The organism is Arthrobacter sp. (genome assembly GCF_031179985.1).
Taxonomy (GTDB): Bacteria; Actinomycetota; Actinomycetes; order Actinomycetales; family Micrococcaceae; genus Arthrobacter.
Window position 1 is genome coordinate 1 of sequence record NZ_JAPSHJ010000044.1, and the last position, 16759, is coordinate 16759.

Consider the following 16759-nt stretch of genomic DNA (forward strand, 5'->3'; position numbering starts at 1 on the left):
TGCTGTGCCCGAGGTGGGACTCGAACCCACACACCTTTCGATACCGCATTTTGAGTGCGGCGCGTCTGCCAATTCCGCCACTCGGGCGCGGATTACACCGAAGTAACAATCGTAGTCTCAACGCGAGGGTGAGAGCAACGCGATAACTTCCAGTGCGCGGAATTACTCTACATGCAGATAGGCTGAATTCCAGAATCGCGCCAACGCCGCCGCAACGAACCATGTACGTCCGAGTACTGGCGGGAGTGCAACCTAAAATGGTCATGTTCCCGCCGTACCTTTCCAAGGAGATCCCGTGTCAGAACAGACGGAGTCAAACCCCACTTCCCAGCCGGCGCGCAGAGTTGTAGTCGCAGAAGACGAGACACTCATCCGCCTCGACATCATCGAAATCCTGCGCGGCGAAGGCTATGACGTCGTCGGCGAAGCGGACAACGGCGAAAAGGCAGTGCAGCTCGCGGAAGAACTGAAGCCTGACCTCGTCCTGATGGACGTCAAGATGCCCGTCATGGACGGCATCTCCGCCGCCGAGAAGATCGTCAAGGCCAGGATCGCACCCGTGGTCCTGCTCACGGCCTTCAGCCAGAAGGAACTCGTGGAGCGCGCCCGCGACGCCGGAGCTATGGCCTACGTGGTCAAGCCCTTCACCCCCGCCGACCTGATCCCCGCCCTGGAGATCGCGCTGTCCCGCCACGAGGAAATCAAGGCCCTTGAAAGCGAAGTGTCCGACCTTCAGGAGCAGTTCGCCACCCGCAAGCTCGTAGAGCGCGCCAAGAGCCTCCTGACCACCAAGATGGGCCTCACGGAGCCGGAAGCTTTCCGATGGATCCAGAAGACCTCCATGGATCGCCGCCTGAGCATGCGCGAAGTGGCCGAAACTATCATCAACCAGGTCAACTGACAAACAGCAACTAAAGACAACTAAAGAGGGTCCCCGCCATCTGGCGGGGACCCTCCTTAGTTGTCTAGCAGGACTCGTGTCAGGCCTTCTGCTTCTTCTCGGGCCACGGGCCCAGCTTCTCCTTGTTGCTGACCGCTTCGTCGCCCTGGCGGGAGGTATCGGCGAGGTCGCCTACCTTGTGCACCTTCAGAGAGTTGGTTGAGCCGGCTTTTCCGGGAGGGGAACCGGCAGCGATGACCACGAGGTCGCCGTCTTCCACCAGGTCCATGTCCAGGAGGCTGCGGTCAACCTGGGCGGTCATTTCGTCGGTGTGGCCAACCATCGGCACCAGGACCGGCTGGATGCCCCAGGTGAGTGCCAGCTGGTTCCACACATGCTCCACCGGAGTGAAGGCGAAAACCGGCTTGATGGGGCGCAGTCGGGAAAGGCGGCGTGCGGAGTCACCGGACTGGGTGAAGGTACAGATGTACTTTGCTTCCAGCTGATCGGCGATTTCGACGGCGGCACGGGTGATGGCGCCACCACGGGTCTTGGGCTTGGTGCCCAGCGGAGGAACGCGCTCGAGGCCGTGAACCTCTGTGGACTCGATGATGCGGGCCATCACCTTGACGGTTTCGATCGGGTACTTGCCAACGCTGGTTTCGCCGGACAGCATGACTGCGTCGGCGCCGTCGAGCACTGCGTTGGCGCAGTCGGAGGCCTCGGCGCGGGTGGGGCGCGGGTTGTCGATCATGGATTCGAGCACCTGAGTGGCGACGATGACCGGCTTGGCCCAGCGGCGTGCCAGCTCAATGGCGCGCTTCTGCACGATCGGCACTTCCTCGAGCGGCAATTCAACGCCGAGGTCGCCACGGGCAACCATGATGGCGTCGAAAGCATCAATGATCTCGTGAAGCTGCTCTACTGCCTGCGGCTTTTCGATCTTGGCGATGACCGGCACGCGGCGGCCCTCTTCGTCCATGATTTCGTGAACGCGCTTGATGTCCGAGGCGTCGCGGACGAAGGAGAGGGCAACCAGGTCCACTCCACGGCGCATGGCCCAGCGGAGATCGTCCTCGTCCTTTTCGCTCAACGCGGGAACGTTGACGGCAACACCGGGCAGGTTGATGCCCTTGTTGTTGGAGACCATGCCGCCGACAGTCACCTGGGCGACCACCTTGACGTCGTCGACCTCTATGGCGCGCAGGGCCACCTTGCCGTCGTCGATCAGCAGTGCATCACCCACGTTGACGTCGTCGGTGAGGCTCTTCAGCGTGGTGGAGCAGATGTCCTTGGTGCCCGGGACGTCTTCGGTGGTGATCGTGAAGGTGTCCCCCACGCTCAGCTCGTGCGGTCCGTCGACAAAACGGCCCAGGCGGATTTTGGGTCCTTGGAGGTCAGCCATGATGGCTACGGCCTTGCCGAGGTCCGCAGCGGCCTTGCGCACATTCTCGTACGTGTTGTCGTGCACGGTGTAATCGCCGTGGCTCATGTTCATCCGGGCCACGTCAACGCCGGCTTCCAGCACCGCGAGGGTGTTCTCATAGCTGGAAATAGCCGGTCCGAATGTGGCAACAATTTTTGCGCGTCTCATATGCCTACCCTAGTAGTGTGTTGCGTTGATTAAGCTGTCGCGGAGATGAATTTCCGCTCCCCCGCGGATGTGGCTACAGAACGGCGATTGCCCGGTCTGTCGGCGCCACAGGAGCGGGAAGGATGGTGCTTCCCATCAGGAACTTGTCCACAGCTGCCGCGCACGCACGGCCCTCTGCGATGGCCCACACGATGAGTGACTGCCCACGCCCGGCATCGCCGGCAACAAACACACCCTCGGTGTTGGTCATGTAGTAGCCGTCGCGGGCCACGTTGCCACGTCCGTCGAAGTCCGCGTGGACCTGCTCGGTAATACCGGCCGGTTCCGGACCCGTGAAGCCCAGCGACAGGAACACGAGATCTGCCGGGATAACCCGCTCGGTTCCGGCCTTCGGGAGGCGCTTGCCATCGACGAATTCCGTCTCCGCAACCTTCACGCCCCTCAGCTTGCCGTTCTCGCCGACAAACTCCACAGTCGAGGCCAAGTACGTACGTTCCCCGCCTTCTTCGTGGGCACTTGCCACTTCGAAGAGCGTGGGAAAGGTGGGCCACGGCTGGTGTCCGGCACGCTCGGCCGGCGGCTGCTTGCCGATGGCCAGCGTGGTCACAGAGGCTGCCTGATGACGGTGGGCAGTGCCGAGGCAGTCAGCGCCGGTGTCTCCACCGCCGAGGATCACCACGTGCTTGCCCTTGGCATGGATCTGGTTCTCCACGGCCTCCCCTGCAACCACACGGTTGGCGGGGACGAGGTAGTCCATGGCGAAGTGAACGCCCTCGAGTTCCCGGCCGGGAATGCGGAGGTCGCGGGGAACTGTGGCACCCGTGGCAATAACGACGGCGTCGTAGCGGCGGCGGAGCTGTTCCCAGGTCACGTCGGTGCCCACGGCAACGCCAGTCCGGAAGCGGGTACCCTCTGCCTTCATCTGCTCAAGACGGCGGTCAACCTGCTCCTTCTCCATCTTGAAGTCGGGGATGCCGTAGCGGAGCAGTCCGCCGATCTTGTCGTCGCGCTCGTAGACAGCCACGGTGTGGCCGACCCGGGTGAGCTGCTGCGCCACCGCAAGGCCTGCCGGGCCGGAACCGACCACTGCCACCGTCTTGCCCGTGAGCCGGGTGGGCGGCAATGGATTGACCCAGCCATGGTCGAAGGCTTCATCAATAATGGAGACCTCCACCTGCTTAATGGTCACGGCGGGCTGGTTGATCCCCAGCACGCAGGACGCCTCACAGGGAGCGGGGCACAAGCGGCCGGTGAATTCAGGGAAGTTGTTGGTGGCGTGCAGCCGCTCAATCGCTTCCTCGCCCTTGTCCCGCCACATGAGGTCGTTCCACTCGGGAATCAGGTTCCCGAGTGGGCAGCCCTGGTGGCAGAACGGGACGCCGCAGTCCATGCAGCGGCCGGCCTGGCTTTTGAGGACACCCTTTTCCTGGGCCTCGTAAACTTCCTTCCAGTCCATGATGCGGACGGGAACGGGACGGCGTGGCTGAGTCTCACGCTGGCGTACTTTTAGAAATCCGCGTGGATCAGCCACCGGTCACCTCCAGGATTCGAGACCATACTTCTTCGCCGTCGGGGTCCAGGCCCTCTTCGATGGCGTCAAGACGGGTTTGCAGGACGGCCGCGTAATCGCGCGGCAGCACTTTGGTAATTCGGGCAGCGGTGTCGTCGAAGTTCTCGAGCAACCGCGTGGCAAGGAGGGATTCGGTCTCCTCGACGTGCTTGACCAGCAGTCCGTGCACAATGTCACGGTCCTCTGCGTCCAGCTCACGGAGCTGCAGCTCCCCTGACTCCAGGGCATCCTTGTTGACGCGGGCAACCTGGAGGTCCAGCACGTAGGCCGTTCCGCCGGACATGCCTGCGCCGAAGTTCCGCCCGGTCCGGCCGATGATCAGCGTCTGGCCACCGGTCATGTACTCGCAACCGTGATCGCCGATTCCCTCGACGACGGCCGTGGCACCGGAGTTGCGTACCAGGAAGCGTTCGCCGACCTGGCCGCGGAGGAACATTTCACCGCTCGTGGCGCCGTAACCGATGACGTTGCCGGCAATGACGTTCCGCTCTGCCTGGAAGATGTTGCTGCGGTCCGGCCTCACAATGATGCGTCCGCCGGAGAGACCCTTACCGACGTAGTCGTTGGAATCCCCGTACATGCGCAGCGTGATCCCGGAAGGCAGGAACGCGCCCAGCGATTGCCCGGCGGTTCCCTTCAGGCTGATGTCGATCGTGTCGGTAGCAAGGACGTCGGTACCGAAGGTCTTGGTCACAACGTGGCCCAGCATCGTTCCGACCGAGCGGTCAGTGTTGATGACGTCCAGCGAGATCCTGACCGGGCTGCGGTCAGTCAGCGCCTCGGTGGCCATGGTGATCAGTCGCTGGTCGAAGTGCTTGTCCAGCTCGTGGTTCTGGCCAGTCAGGTTACGCAGCGGCGCGTCGTCGTCAAACTCGAGGCCGTGAAGGATCGGATCCAGGTCCAGGCCTTCGGCCTTCCAGTGGTTGATGGCTTCACGGGTGTCCAGCATCTCTGCATGGCCAATCGCCTCTTCCAGGCTGCGGAAGCCAAGCTCGGCAAGGAGCTCACGCACTTCCTCAGCCAGGAACTCGAAGAAGTTCACCACGAACTCCGGCTTTCCGTTGAAGCGTGCGCGGAGCTCGGGGTTCTGGGTGGCGACACCCACCGGGCAGGTGTCCAGATGGCAAACGCGCATCATGATACAGCCGGACACCACCAGCGGAGCGGTTGCGAAGCCGAACTCCTCACCGCCGAGCAGCGCGGCGATCACGACGTCGCGCCCGGTCTTGAGCTGGCCGTCCACCTGGACCACAACGCGGTCGCGGAGGCCGTTGAGCATCAGCGTCTGCTGTGTCTCAGCAAGCCCCAGTTCCCAGGGAACACCGGCGTGCTTGAGCGAGTTCAGCGGCGAGGCGCCGGTACCGCCGTCGTGACCGGAAACCAGTACGACGTCGGCCTTCGCCTTCGTAACACCGGCGGCAACAGTGCCGATCCCCACCTCGGAGACGAGCTTGACGTGAACCCGGGCCGAGGGATTGGCGCGCTTCGCGTCATAAATGAGCTGGGCGAGATCCTCGATGGAGTAGATGTCGTGGTGCGGCGGCGGCGAAATGAGGCCGACGCCAGGGGTGGAGTGACGCGTCCGGGCAACCCAGGGGTAAACCTTCTGCGCCATCAGCTGGCCACCCTCGCCAGGCTTGGCACCCTGGGCCATTTTGATCTGGATGTCGTCAGCGTTGGTCAGGTAAAGGCTCGTGACACCGAAACGGCCCGAAGCGATCTGCTTGACCGCCGAACGGCGCTCCGGATCCAGAAGGCGGTCAACGTCCTCGCCGCCTTCGCCGGTGTTGGACTTTCCGCCCAGCCGGTTCATGGCGATGGCAAGGGTCTCGTGAGCTTCCTTCGAGATGGATCCATAGCTCATCGCGCCGGTGGAGAATCGCTTGACGATGCTCGAAACGGACTCCACTTCCTCAAGCGGCACCGCCGGACGCAGCCCTGACTTGAACTTCAGGAGGCCACGGAGGGTCATGAGGTTCTCGGACTGGTCGTCCACGCCCCTGGTGTAGGACTTGAAGATGTCATAGCGCCGCTCACGCGTGGCGTGCTGCAGGCGGAAGACCGTCTCCGGGTTGAACAGGTGGGGTTCGCCGTCGCGGCGCCACTGGTATTCGCCGCCGCCCAGCAGGGGCTGGTGGGGCAGTTCGATGCCGTTCTCCGGATAGGCCATCTGGTGGCGGGCCGAAACCTCCGCCGCGATCACGTCCAGCCCGACGCCACCCAGCTGCGAATGTGTTCCGGAGAAGAATTCGTCCACGAGTTCCTGCCCAAGGCCCAGGGCCTCGAACGTCTGGGCTCCCGTGTAGGAAGCCACAGTGGAGATGCCCATCTTCGACATGATCTTCAGGACGCCCTTGCCGAGGCCCTTAATGAGGTTGTAAACGCCGTCCTGCGGAGTGACACCGACGACGTCGCCCGAGCTGATGAGCTGCTCCACGGATTCCATGGCCAGGTACGGGTTGACGGCCGAGGCACCGTAGCCGATCAGCACGGCAACGTGGTGCGTCTCGCGGACGTCGCCCGCTTCGACCACGAGGGCGGTCTTGGTGCGGTTGGCGCTGCGCAGCAGGTGGTGGTGCACGGCACTGACCAGCAACAGCGACGGGATGGGTGCCCACTGTGCGTTCGAGTCACGGTCAGAGAGGACGATGTACTGCACACCGCGGTTGATGGCCCCCGAAACCTGCTCGCAGATTTCAGTGAGCCTGGCACGCAGCGCGTTCTCGCCGCCCTCGGGCCGGTACAGCCCGCGGACCTTCATGGCGACCCTGTCGCCGTCGGGGCTTTCGATGTTGGCGATCTTCGCGAGCTGATCATTGTTGATCACGGGGAACGGCAACTGGACCTGCGGCTGCCGGACCTGCTTGGTGTCCAGCAGGTTGCCGTTGGGGCCGATGGCACACGTCAGGGACGTGACCAGTTCTTCACGGATCGCGTCCAGCGGAGGATTGGTGACCTGGGCGAAGGACTGCACGAAGTAATCGAAGAGCAGGCGCGGCCGCTTGGACAAAACAGCCACAGGGGTGTCGGAACCCATGGCTCCAAGAGGCTCGGCTCCGGTCCGCGCCATGGGACCGAGCAGGATCTTCAGCTCTTCGGTTGTATAGCCGAACGTGCGCTGGCGGATGTTAACGGAAGCTGCAGTGTGGACCACGTGCTCACGCTCGGGAAGGTCCTTGAGGTCAATGAGGTTGTCCTTGACCCACTCGGCCCAGGGATTGGCGGCGGCTACCTCGGCCTTGACCTCGGCGTCGTCGATGATCCGGCCGGCGTCCGTGTCCACAAGGAACATTTTGCCGGGAGAAACGCGGCCCTTCTTAACCACCTTGGAAGCCTCGACGTCGATGACGCCCACCTCGGAGGCGAACACAATCAGGCCGTCCTCGGTGATCCAGTAGCGGCCGGGGCGCAGACCGTTTCGGTCCAGCGTGGCGCCAACAAGGTTGCCGTCAGTGAAGGACACAGCCGCAGGGCCATCCCACGGCTCCATCAGCAGGGAGTGGTACTCGTAGAACGCCTTACGGGCGGGATCCATCGTGGCGTGGTTTTCCCAGGCCTCGGGGATCATCATCATGATGGAGTGCGTGATGGGGCGGCCGGAGAGCCATAACAGCTCGGCTACTTCGTCAAACGAAGCGGAGTCGGAGGCACCCGGTGTGCAAATGGGATACAGCTCTTCGGGGGCATCCCCCAGCAAGGGGTTGGCCAGCTGGGACTGGCGGGCACGCATCCAGTTCCGGTTTCCTTTGACCGTGTTGATTTCGCCGTTGTGGGCGATGGTGCGGAAGGGCTGCGCCAACGGCCAGGAGGGGAACGTGTTGGTGGAGAAGCGCGAGTGGACGATCGCCAGCTTTGTCTTGAAGCGCTTGTCCGAAAGATCGGGGTAGAACGGCTCCAGCTGGGCGGTGGTGAGCATGCCCTTGTAGACGATGGTGCGGGACGAGAACGACGGGAAGTACACCCCGAACTTGTTCTGGGCGCGCTTGCGGATCCGCCAGGCACGTGCATCGAGTTCGTTGCGGTCCAGCTGCTCGCCGGTGCTGGAGGCGAGGAAAGGCTGGGAGAAGTAGGGCATGCAGGCACGGGCCATGGCACCCACCAGATCAGCCACGATGGGTACCTCGCGCCAGCCAAGGACTGTCAGGCCCTCATCTGCGGCAAGCCCTTCAATGCCGGCCTTGGCAGCGTCCGACTCCCGCTGCTCGGCGGGGAGGAAGGCTGTGCCCACGATGTACTGGCCTGGAGCGGGAAGTTCGAAGTCGGTGACAGCGCGGAAGAATTCGTCCGGCACCTGCACCAGGAGGCCGGCGCCGTCGCCGGTTCCCTCATCCGCTCCCACGGCGCCACGGTGTTCAAGGTTACGCAGGGCAGTCAGGGCAGCATCAACGATGTCGTAGCCGGGTTCACCGCGGAGGGTGGCAATAATGGCGAGGCCGCAGGCGTCCTTCTCTTGCTCCGCGTTGTACAGACCGCCGGACTCCGGCAGCATGGCGAACCGCTTGAACGGCGACATGGCGGCCTGGGACCGGTTTGGTTCTGACCAGTTGGGGCTGTGAAGAGTTTGGGTCATGGGAGACGTCCTTCCTCCTGATCGTGCGTATGGAAGGGACAACGTTGGCCCCACTTTGCGCGCCACTGTGATGGGCACAACAAAGTGTTTGTACTTGGAATTGTAGGCCAGTGGGCCCTGCTGAACTAACAGTTACGCAGGTCCCAGACCCAGGCTTGACCGGTCAGCAGCTGTGTGCTGGCAGGGCGGGCCCTTTTGCCACGACGCTGTGGAGCGGGCTCTCTGAGCGGTAACTCTGATGCCCTGCTGTGCCGTTACTGGCCTACTTGGTGCTGCCAGCCTCCGGCGCGGTTTCCGTAACCTCATCAGCGGACTTTGCGGCCGGCTGCTTTTCCTGGAGGGAAGTGCTTCCACCGGCTGTTTCGTCCGCCACTTCCCGGGAGGAAGCACGGTCTGGATCGCTTTGGTTATCAGGGAGATTACCACGCGATTCACTATCTGAGACATCTTCGTCCGCATCCCGGATGCTTTTGACGTCACCTGATTCGTCTGTATCAGGTGCCGCTGCATCGTGGTCTGCAGGGCTCCGCCCGTCCAGATAAGGGGTGTCCGGCTCGTCCGGCTTCCTCCTGCCGAGCACGATGAAGATAATCAGTGCCGCAACAAACACGAAGATGCTGGTCCAGACATTGAGCCTTGTGGTGATGCCGAAGAGGTTGATCTGCTCTGCGTCGTCGATCCGCATGGCCTCGATCCAGACGCGCCCCAGGGTGTAGTACATCGCGTAGAGCCAGAAGAGCCGCCCGCGCCGGAAGTTGAACCTGCGGTCCAGGATAAGCAGGAGGGCGACGCCAACCAGGTTCCACAACGACTCGTAGAGGAACGTGGGGTGGAAGAGCGTGTCAGCAGGCATCCCGGGTGGGAAATTCGCGTTATCGGCGTCCACCTGGAGCCCCCATGGCAGGGTGGTGGGGCTGCCGAAGAGTTCCTGGTTGAAGTAGTTTCCCCACCGGCCAATGGCCTGGGCAAGCAACAGTCCGGGCGCAGCCGCATCGAGGAAGGCGGTCAGCTTCACTCCGGCGCGGCGGCAGCCGATCCAGGCACCGACGGCACCCAGAAGCACGGCGCCCCAGATCCCCAGGCCGCCACGCTGGATCTGCGGAATCAGGGAAAGGTCACCTGTGCCGTCAAAGCCCGGGCCGAAGTAGGCATCCGGGGATGAAAAGACGTGATACAGGCGTCCGCCGATGATGCCGAAGGGAATGGCCCAGATAGCGATGTCCCACAGGCTGCCTTCCGGCGTTCCGCGCCTGTTCCAGCGTCGGGACGTCAGCCACAGGCCCACGATGATGCCCGCCAGGATGCACAGGGCGTAGGCATGGATGCGGAGTGACCCCCACGGCAGCGGGATATCGAAGCCGGACCAGTCCGGGCTCGGGATGCTTGCCGGCACGAGGGCGGCAGCGTGGAGGACAGTCTGCATTATTTAGGCTTCTTCCCTGTTGAGTCCGGTGCGGAGGTCTTTGGTGAGCGCGGCGACGGCGTCCACACCGCCGTCGCGGATGGCGGCCACAAGAGCCGTGCCCACGATCACGCCGTCGGCGTACTCAGCAATTTCCCGGACGTGCGAAGCGGTGGAAACACCGAGTCCCACACACACGCGTTCGGCACCTGCCGCCTTGGCTGCAGCGACTACATCCTTTGCAGCGCTGCTGACAGAGGACCTTGCCCCGGTGACGCCCATGATGGAGACAGCGTAGACAAAACCGCGGCTGGCGTCGACAGTGCGGCGCATCCGTTCAGGCGATGAGGAGGGCGCGACGAGGAAGACCCTGTCCAGCCCGTACTTGTCGGAGGCTTCCATCCATTCGGCTGCCTCATCCGGGATGAGGTCCGGGGTGATGAGGCCCGCTCCCCCTGCTTCAGAGAGGCGGCGGGAGAACTCATCAACGCCCATCCGGATCACCGGATTCCAATAGGTCATGACCAGTACGGCGGCATCGGTTTTGCTGGTGATGCCGGCGACGACGTCGAACACCTGCCGCACGGAGAAGCCCTTGGCGAGGGCCTCGGTGGTTGCTGCCTGGATTACCTGGCCGTCCATAACCGGGTCCGAATACGGGATGCCGATCTCGATAAGGTCGGCACCGTTCTCGGCGAGGGCGATGCCGGCGGCAATAGTCTCTTCAACGCCGGGGAACCCGGCCGGCAAGTAGCCTATAAGTGCCGCCCGGCCTTCGGCACGCGCCTTGTCAATGGCTGCTGCCGATTTGCTGGTGCCGGTAATGTCCTGAACGGTGCTCACAGCTGCTCTCCCTCTTTGCCGATCTCGGCTTCTGCGGAATCCGTGTCCAGGAGATCGAACCATTCAGCGGCTGTCGCCACGTCCTTGTCCCCGCGACCGGACAGGTTTACCAGCACGATCTTGCTGCCGGCGTCGCCCTCTTCTGCGGCGAGCCGCTGCCCCACCTTGATGGCTCCGGCGAGGGCGTGCGCTGATTCGATAGCGGGAATGATGCCCTCGGTACGGCACAGGAGACGGAAGGCATCCATAGCCTCGCTGTCGGTGATGGGCTCGTAGCTGACCCGTCCGATGTCCGCGAGGTAAGAGTGCTCCGGGCCGACGCCGGGGTAGTCCAGTCCGGCGGAGATGGAGTGGGACTCGATGGTCTGGCCGTCGTCGTCCTGCATCAGGTAAGAGCGCGCGCCGTGGAGGACGCCGGGCTTACCCAGGGTGATGGTGGCTGCGTGCCGGCCGGTGTCGACGCCGTCGCCGCCTGCTTCAAATCCGTAGATCTTCACGGAGGGGTCATCGAGGAAACCGTGGAAGATCCCGATGGCATTGGATCCGCCCCCGATGCACGCGCAGACGGCATCCGGCAGACGGCCGGTCTGGTCGAGGATCTGGGCGCGGGCTTCCTCGCCGATGACCTCATGGAAGTAGCGGACCAGCGCGGGGAACGGGTGCGCTCCCGCGGCAGTACCGAGCAGATAGTGGGTGTTTCCGACGTTCGCAACCCAGTCGCGGAGCGCCTCGTTGATGGCGTCCTTGAGCGTCTGTGAACCGTTGGTGACGGGGATCACCGTGGCGCCCAGCAGTTCCATCCGGGCCACGTTCAGCGCTTGCCGGCGGCAATCCTCGGCACCCATGTAGACAACACATTCGAGGCCAAGCAAAGCGGCGGCCGTGGCGCTGGCAACACCATGCTGGCCTGCACCGGTCTCGGCTATGACGCGGGTCTTGCCCATGCGCTTGGCAAGGAGTGCCTGGCCCAGTACGTTGTTGATCTTGTGGGAGCCGGTGTGGTTGAGGTCTTCGCGTTTGAGGAACACCCGCACTCCCCCGGCGTGCTGGGAGAACCGCTTGGCCTCGGTGAGCAGCGAGGGACGCCCTGAGTAGTTCTTGTTCAGGTCCGCGATCTGCGCGATGAAGTCGGGATCGGCCTTGGCCTTCTCGAACGTATCCTCAAGCTCATCCAGGGCGGCGATCAGCGACTCCGGCATCCAGCGCCCGCCGTAGGAGCCGAAGTAGGGGCCCGGTGCATGGCGCAGCGACGGTCCCCCTTGAAGGAATGCGTCCACCGCATCCTTGTCAGAGCCGGCTGTTGGTGCGTCGACCATCAGTCTCACCATCCTGTTCCACTTTTTCAGTGTCTATGTAGTACTCAGTGTTCTGTGTCGCTCAGCGCTCTTCATCGTGCGCCGTAAGGTGTCGTGCGGCGGCAGACCGCTGCAGACGACCGCCTGCAACAGGTGCCTGGTTGTCAGACTCGGGCGGCGATAGCTTCAGAGCCGGCCGCTGTGAATTCCGCTATCCGCTCCCGCGGTGTCGCGTCGCTGACCAGGGCTTCGCCGACAAGGATTGCGTTGGCGCCGTGAGCGGCGTAGTGGGTGACGTCGTCGACGCCCCTCACGCCCGATTCGGCGACGATGACAGCACTTGCCGGGATGCCTCCTGCCAGGGAGGCAAAAACGGAACGGTCGACGTCGAGAGTCTTCAGATTGCGCACGTTGACGCCGATGATTCTCGCCTCCGCCGCGACAGCCCGCTCGATCTCCTGGGGCGTATGCGTTTCTACGAGGACGTTCATGCCCAGTTCCGCGCTCAATGCGCTGAACTCCTGCAGCTGGGCATCGGAAAGGGCTGCCACAATAAGCAGCACCATGTCCGCCCCGTGCGCGCGGGCTTCCCAGATCTGGTACTCGTCCAAGGTGAAGTCCTTGCGCAGCAACGGGATATCCACCCTTGCCCGGACGGCGTCGAGATCGGCAAGGGAGCCGTTGAAGCGTCGCTGTTCCGTCAGGACGCTGATCACTGACGCTCCGCCATCGGCGTACTGGACGGCCAGCGCGGCAGGATCTGTAATGCTGGCGAGGTCCCCCTTGGAGGGACTGCGACGTTTAATTTCGGCAATGACCTTGAGCTGCTGGCGGTTGGCGGAGGTCCCGCCAAGGGCGGCCCACGCGTCACGAGCGGGGGTGACTGCAGACGTGAGGTCCTTCAGCTCCGCAAGCGAAACGAGGCGACGCCGTGCCTCCAGATCCTCCCTGACACCGGCGTTGATGTCATCGAGAACTGTCACTGCTAGTGGCCGGAGTTCTTCAGCTTGCTGCCGCCGACGCCGTAGCCTGCCTTGCGCATGGCGAAACCGAGGATCAGGCCGACCAGCATCACGATCCCGCCGGCGATGAAGATGGGGGTGCTGGCGATGACGAACGCGATGGAGGCAATGAGTGCACCAACGAGCATCACGATGACGCATGTCCACGCTGCCGGGCTGTTGCCATGACCAAGCTCGATGCTGTGGTCTACGCCTGGGTTGACATCGGCGGCGGAGGCGCCTGCCGGTGAACCTGACTTGGATGCGGAAACAGTGGCTTTGCTCATGGAAATCTCCTCAGGATGAATACTGCTTACATTCTGCCATTTTTTGTCCTTGCCTTGGACATCGGCTCAGGTGGGGTCGTCGCCTTTTGACAACCGGTCCCAGCTGTCAATCTCGTCAGCCGGACCGGAGGCTTCAGGATTTGTGCCGGCTGCCGCAGCGTCAAACCGCGTGCGCGCCTTCCAATACCGGCTCGCAGGGATTATCAGCAGGGCGCCCAACCCCAGCATTGTTCCGGCAACGACGGCGAGGGCCGGGAAAGCTGTGACGCTCACCTGGACGTTGCTTCCGGAAATGCCGGTTGCCGCGGCTATAGCGCCCTGGGATGCAGCGAGCGGATCGGCGAGGACCGTCAGGGCCGCCGCCACGATTCCCGCAGAAGCGGCGACCACAATCCCCGTAATAATCCAGCGCGCGATCCTTCCGGCGATCGAGGCAGCCAGGCCGCCGGCCAGGGCGACGAGCGCAAGTGCTGTTACCGCTGTTGCGGCTTTACTCCCCTGGACCGGCAAGCCGTCCTGACTGTTGACCGCCTGGCCAAGCTGGGCAGGATCCAGATGCACGTTTATCCAGGTTTGGGTGGTGGTTCCGACGACGGCCAGGGCCATCAGGGCAATGATAATGACGAGGGACGGCTTTCGTGCCCAGGCGGGTGTGGGCCTGGTTCCGGTTCCTCCCGTCGCGGTTTCCGTAGCGGGGGAGTCTGTGCGGCCCTCGGTTGAGCCCGAGCTGGAAGCAGTACTGGAGCCCCCGGGCTTGTCGAGACGGCGCATCAGACGCCCGGACCTGTGGCGGCGTGTGATGGCGGGAAGCTGCCTGGAACGGGCACACCTTCCTCTTGGATGTTGTGAAGTGAGCTCGCTATGTGGACTGCCCGGAGCGGGGCGGCGGCCTTGTTGACCGTTTCGAGGGCTTCGGTGGGATTGACCGAATCCGCCACGATCCCGCCGCCGGCCTGGACGTAGGCGCGGCCCTCACGCAGCAGGGCTGAACGGATGGTAATGGCCATGTCCATGTCCCCGGCAAAGTCCATGTAGCCAACCACTCCGCCGTAGATGCCCCGGCGGTGCGGTTCGAGTTCGTCCAGCAGGCGCAGCGCACGCGGTTTGGGTGCACCGGAAAGCGTTCCCGCCGGAAAAGTAGCCTTCAGAACGTCATAGGCCTTGGCTGTGGGAGCTAGGTTGCCCACCACTGTGGAGACGAGGTGCATGATGTGGCTGAAACGCTCCACCTCCATGAACTGGGTGACATCCACAGTGCCGGCCACACAGACCTTGGAGAGGTCGTTTCGGGAGAGGTCGACAAGCATCAGATGCTCAGCCCGCTCCTTTTGGTCGGCCAGCAGCTCCTCGGCCAGTGCCTTGTCCGCTTCCACGGTCTTGCCGCGAGGGCGGGATCCGGCGATCGGGTGGGTGATGACTTCCTCGCCGTTCACAGTGACGAGCGCCTCCGGGGACGAGCCCACGATGGAGTACTCCCGCCCGTCGGCATCCTCGAGGCTGAAGATGTACATGTACGGGCTGGGGTTGGTGTTCCGGAGCACCCGGTAAACGTCGAGCGGGCTGGCCCCGCATTCCATCTCGAAACGGCGCGAAATGACCACCTGGAAGACTTCGCCGTCGACGATTGCTTCCTTCCCGCGGTCGATGGCGGCCAAATATTCCGGCTCGTTCCAGCGTTCCTGCACGCTGGATGCAAAGTCCAGGGCCGCAGGCTCCAGGACCGAGACGGGCTGCTGCACGGGGGCGCTGACCCTGCTCAGCAGCCCCTTCACCCGGGCGACGGCGTCGTGCCAAGCCTCATCGACGCGTTCGGAGCTGTTATCGAAGTTGATGGCATTGGCGATGAGCAGCACTGTGCCGTCTGTATTGTCGTGCACGGCCATGTCGGTGACCAGGTTGAGCGCCATCTCGGGCAGCTGGAGATCATCCTCCGGCGGGCTGGTGAGCTTCTCCCAGTGCCGCACGGTTTCCCAGCCGAGGAAGCCGACCAGGCCTGAGGTAAAGGGCGGCAGCCCATCGAACCTGTCCGTCCGCAAGGCCTCAATGGTGTCCCGTACGGCGTCCACGGGATTGCCATCGACCGGGACACCCTTCGGCGGCTCGCCGAGCCAGTGCGCCTGGCCGTCTTTGGTGGTCAGGGTTGCCCGGGATTTGGCGCCAATGAAGGAGTACCTGGACCAGGAGCCGCCCACGGCCGCGGATTCCATGAGGAAGGTGCCCGGCTGGCCTTGCGCGAGCTTGCGGTAGAGGCCGATTGGCGTTTCAGCGTCCGCCAAGACCTTGAGCCGGACGGGGATGACGCGGCTGTGGCCTGCGAGTTCGCGGAACTCTTCCAGGCCCGGACTGATGACTCCAAGGTCCTGCATGGCTATGGTTCTCCGCCTGTTCTATAAGTGGCAATTGGAAGTGGTGGGTGCTGCCGTTCGTGATTCAGGTCCTGGTCAGGAGGAGCTGCCTGTTACGGCGTCGAGTTCGCGGCCGTCGAAGCAGGTCCGCGTTCCGGTGTGGCAGGCCGCGCCTACCTGGTCCACTCTGACCAGCAGGGCGTCACCGTCACAGTCCAGGGCCACCGACTTGACCCACTGGACATGTCCTGACGTGTCACCCTTGCGCCAGTACTCCTGGCGGGAACGCGAATAGAACGTCACACGACCGGTGCTTAGGGTCCGCTGGAGTGCTTCATCGTCCATCCAGCCCAGCATGAGCACTTCATTCGTGTCGAACTGCTGCACGACGGCGGCCACCAGGCCGGCGCTGTCGCGCTTGAGGGCAGCAGCGATTCCGGCCGGAAGATCACTGGCTGCGGGCGTGGAAACGGGCGGGTTTGACGCGCGCGGGGCGGAGGCGGGCTGCTCAGACATCAGGTCAAGTCTAGTGCCTGCCGAAAGTGTGAAGGTCAGCACCAATGAGGCGGCGGTTCCACTGCGCGTGTCCGGCCCTCTCGTGCTACTTTCACAAGTGATGCATTTCGTCGAACCGTCCCGAGAAGTTCTGGCCGAGACCCTGCTGGCGGCCGGTCCGGACTCCCCCACGCTCTGCACCGGATGGCAAACCCGGGATCTCGCCGCGCACCTCTATCTGCGCGAGCGGAAAGTCGCCGTCGGACTGGGCCTCCTTTTCAAGGGCCTGGCAAAGGCCTCGGACAAAGCGACGGCGAAACTGGCCGCCAAACTGAAGACCACTGAGGACTACAACCGGTTGGTCAACACGTTCCGGGCAGGTCCTCCGGTTCTCTCCCCCATGAATATTCCGGCGCTGGACGAAAGCTCGAACCTCATTGAGTACTTCGTCCACACCGAAGACGTCCGCCGCGCAGT

The 16759-nt window shown here is 63.5% G+C and carries 13 protein-coding genes and 1 tRNA gene; 2 read left to right on the forward strand and 12 right to left on the reverse strand.

The window, feature by feature from the left end:
* Positions 1-5: 5 nt before the first annotated feature.
* A tRNA-Leu gene (locus tag RIN13_RS16290) sits at positions 6-87 on the reverse strand.
* Between the two features lie 208 nt (positions 88-295).
* On the opposite strand from RIN13_RS16290, the gene RIN13_RS16295 reads away from it, so the two are divergent.
* The gene (locus RIN13_RS16295) at positions 296-901 is read left to right on the forward strand and encodes an ANTAR domain-containing response regulator (RefSeq protein ID WP_247044559.1); all 606 of its coding nucleotides are present in this window, start codon (positions 296-298) and stop codon (positions 899-901) included.
* A 79-nt stretch (positions 902-980) separates the two neighbouring features.
* Here the strand turns inward: RIN13_RS16295 and pyk are convergent, their stop codons facing one another.
* The 11 genes from pyk to hisI form a co-directional block, all read right to left on the reverse strand.
* Positions 981-2474 carry a pyruvate kinase gene (gene pyk / locus RIN13_RS16300; RefSeq protein WP_309108379.1) on the reverse strand — a complete coding sequence of 498 codons (1494 nt, stop codon included), beginning with the start codon at positions 2472-2474 and terminating at the stop codon, positions 981-983.
* A 73-nt stretch (positions 2475-2547) separates the two neighbouring features.
* The gene (locus tag RIN13_RS16305; RefSeq protein ID WP_309108380.1) at positions 2548-4005 is read right to left on the reverse strand and encodes a glutamate synthase subunit beta; all 1458 of its coding nucleotides are present in this window, start codon (positions 4003-4005) and stop codon (positions 2548-2550) included.
* The gene (gene gltB / locus RIN13_RS16310) at positions 3998-8614 is read right to left on the reverse strand and encodes a glutamate synthase large subunit (protein ID WP_309108381.1); all 4617 of its coding nucleotides are present in this window, start codon (positions 8612-8614) and stop codon (positions 3998-4000) included. The genes RIN13_RS16305 and gltB overlap by 8 nt, the downstream gene beginning before the upstream one ends.
* 262 nt (positions 8615-8876) lie before the next feature.
* Positions 8877-10037, reverse strand: coding sequence for a prolipoprotein diacylglyceryl transferase (lgt, locus tag RIN13_RS16315; protein ID WP_309108382.1), 1161 nt, complete (start codon positions 10035-10037; stop codon positions 8877-8879).
* Between the two features lie 3 nt (positions 10038-10040).
* A complete protein-coding gene (gene trpA, locus RIN13_RS16320; protein WP_309108383.1) occupies positions 10041-10859 on the reverse strand; it encodes a tryptophan synthase subunit alpha in 819 nt (272 codons plus the stop codon).
* The gene (trpB, locus tag RIN13_RS16325) at positions 10856-12175 is read right to left on the reverse strand and encodes a tryptophan synthase subunit beta (RefSeq protein WP_309108384.1); all 1320 of its coding nucleotides are present in this window, start codon (positions 12173-12175) and stop codon (positions 10856-10858) included. The genes trpA and trpB overlap by 4 nt, the downstream gene beginning before the upstream one ends.
* A 143-nt stretch (positions 12176-12318) precedes the next feature.
* Entirely contained in the window at positions 12319-13137 is an 819-nt protein-coding gene (gene trpC, locus RIN13_RS16330) for an indole-3-glycerol phosphate synthase TrpC (protein ID WP_309108385.1), read from the reverse strand.
* A 2-nt stretch (positions 13138-13139) separates the two neighbouring features.
* Entirely contained in the window at positions 13140-13442 is a 303-nt protein-coding gene (locus RIN13_RS16335; protein WP_309108386.1) for an HGxxPAAW family protein, read from the reverse strand.
* Positions 13443-13508: 66 nt separating this feature from the next.
* A complete protein-coding gene (locus RIN13_RS16340; protein ID WP_309108387.1) occupies positions 13509-14213 on the reverse strand; it encodes a Trp biosynthesis-associated membrane protein in 705 nt (234 codons plus the stop codon).
* Complete coding sequence (locus tag RIN13_RS16345; protein WP_309108388.1) at positions 14213-15808, reverse strand: anthranilate synthase component I; 1596 nt, start codon at positions 15806-15808, stop codon at positions 14213-14215. The genes RIN13_RS16340 and RIN13_RS16345 overlap by 1 nt, the downstream gene beginning before the upstream one ends.
* A 75-nt stretch (positions 15809-15883) precedes the next feature.
* Entirely contained in the window at positions 15884-16303 is a 420-nt protein-coding gene (gene hisI, locus RIN13_RS16350; RefSeq protein ID WP_309108389.1) for a phosphoribosyl-AMP cyclohydrolase, read from the reverse strand.
* 100 nt (positions 16304-16403) lie between these two features.
* On the opposite strand from hisI, the gene RIN13_RS16355 reads away from it, so the two are divergent.
* A partial coding sequence (locus RIN13_RS16355) for a TIGR03085 family metal-binding protein (protein WP_309108390.1) occupies positions 16404-16759 on the forward strand: 356 nt, incomplete at its 3' end.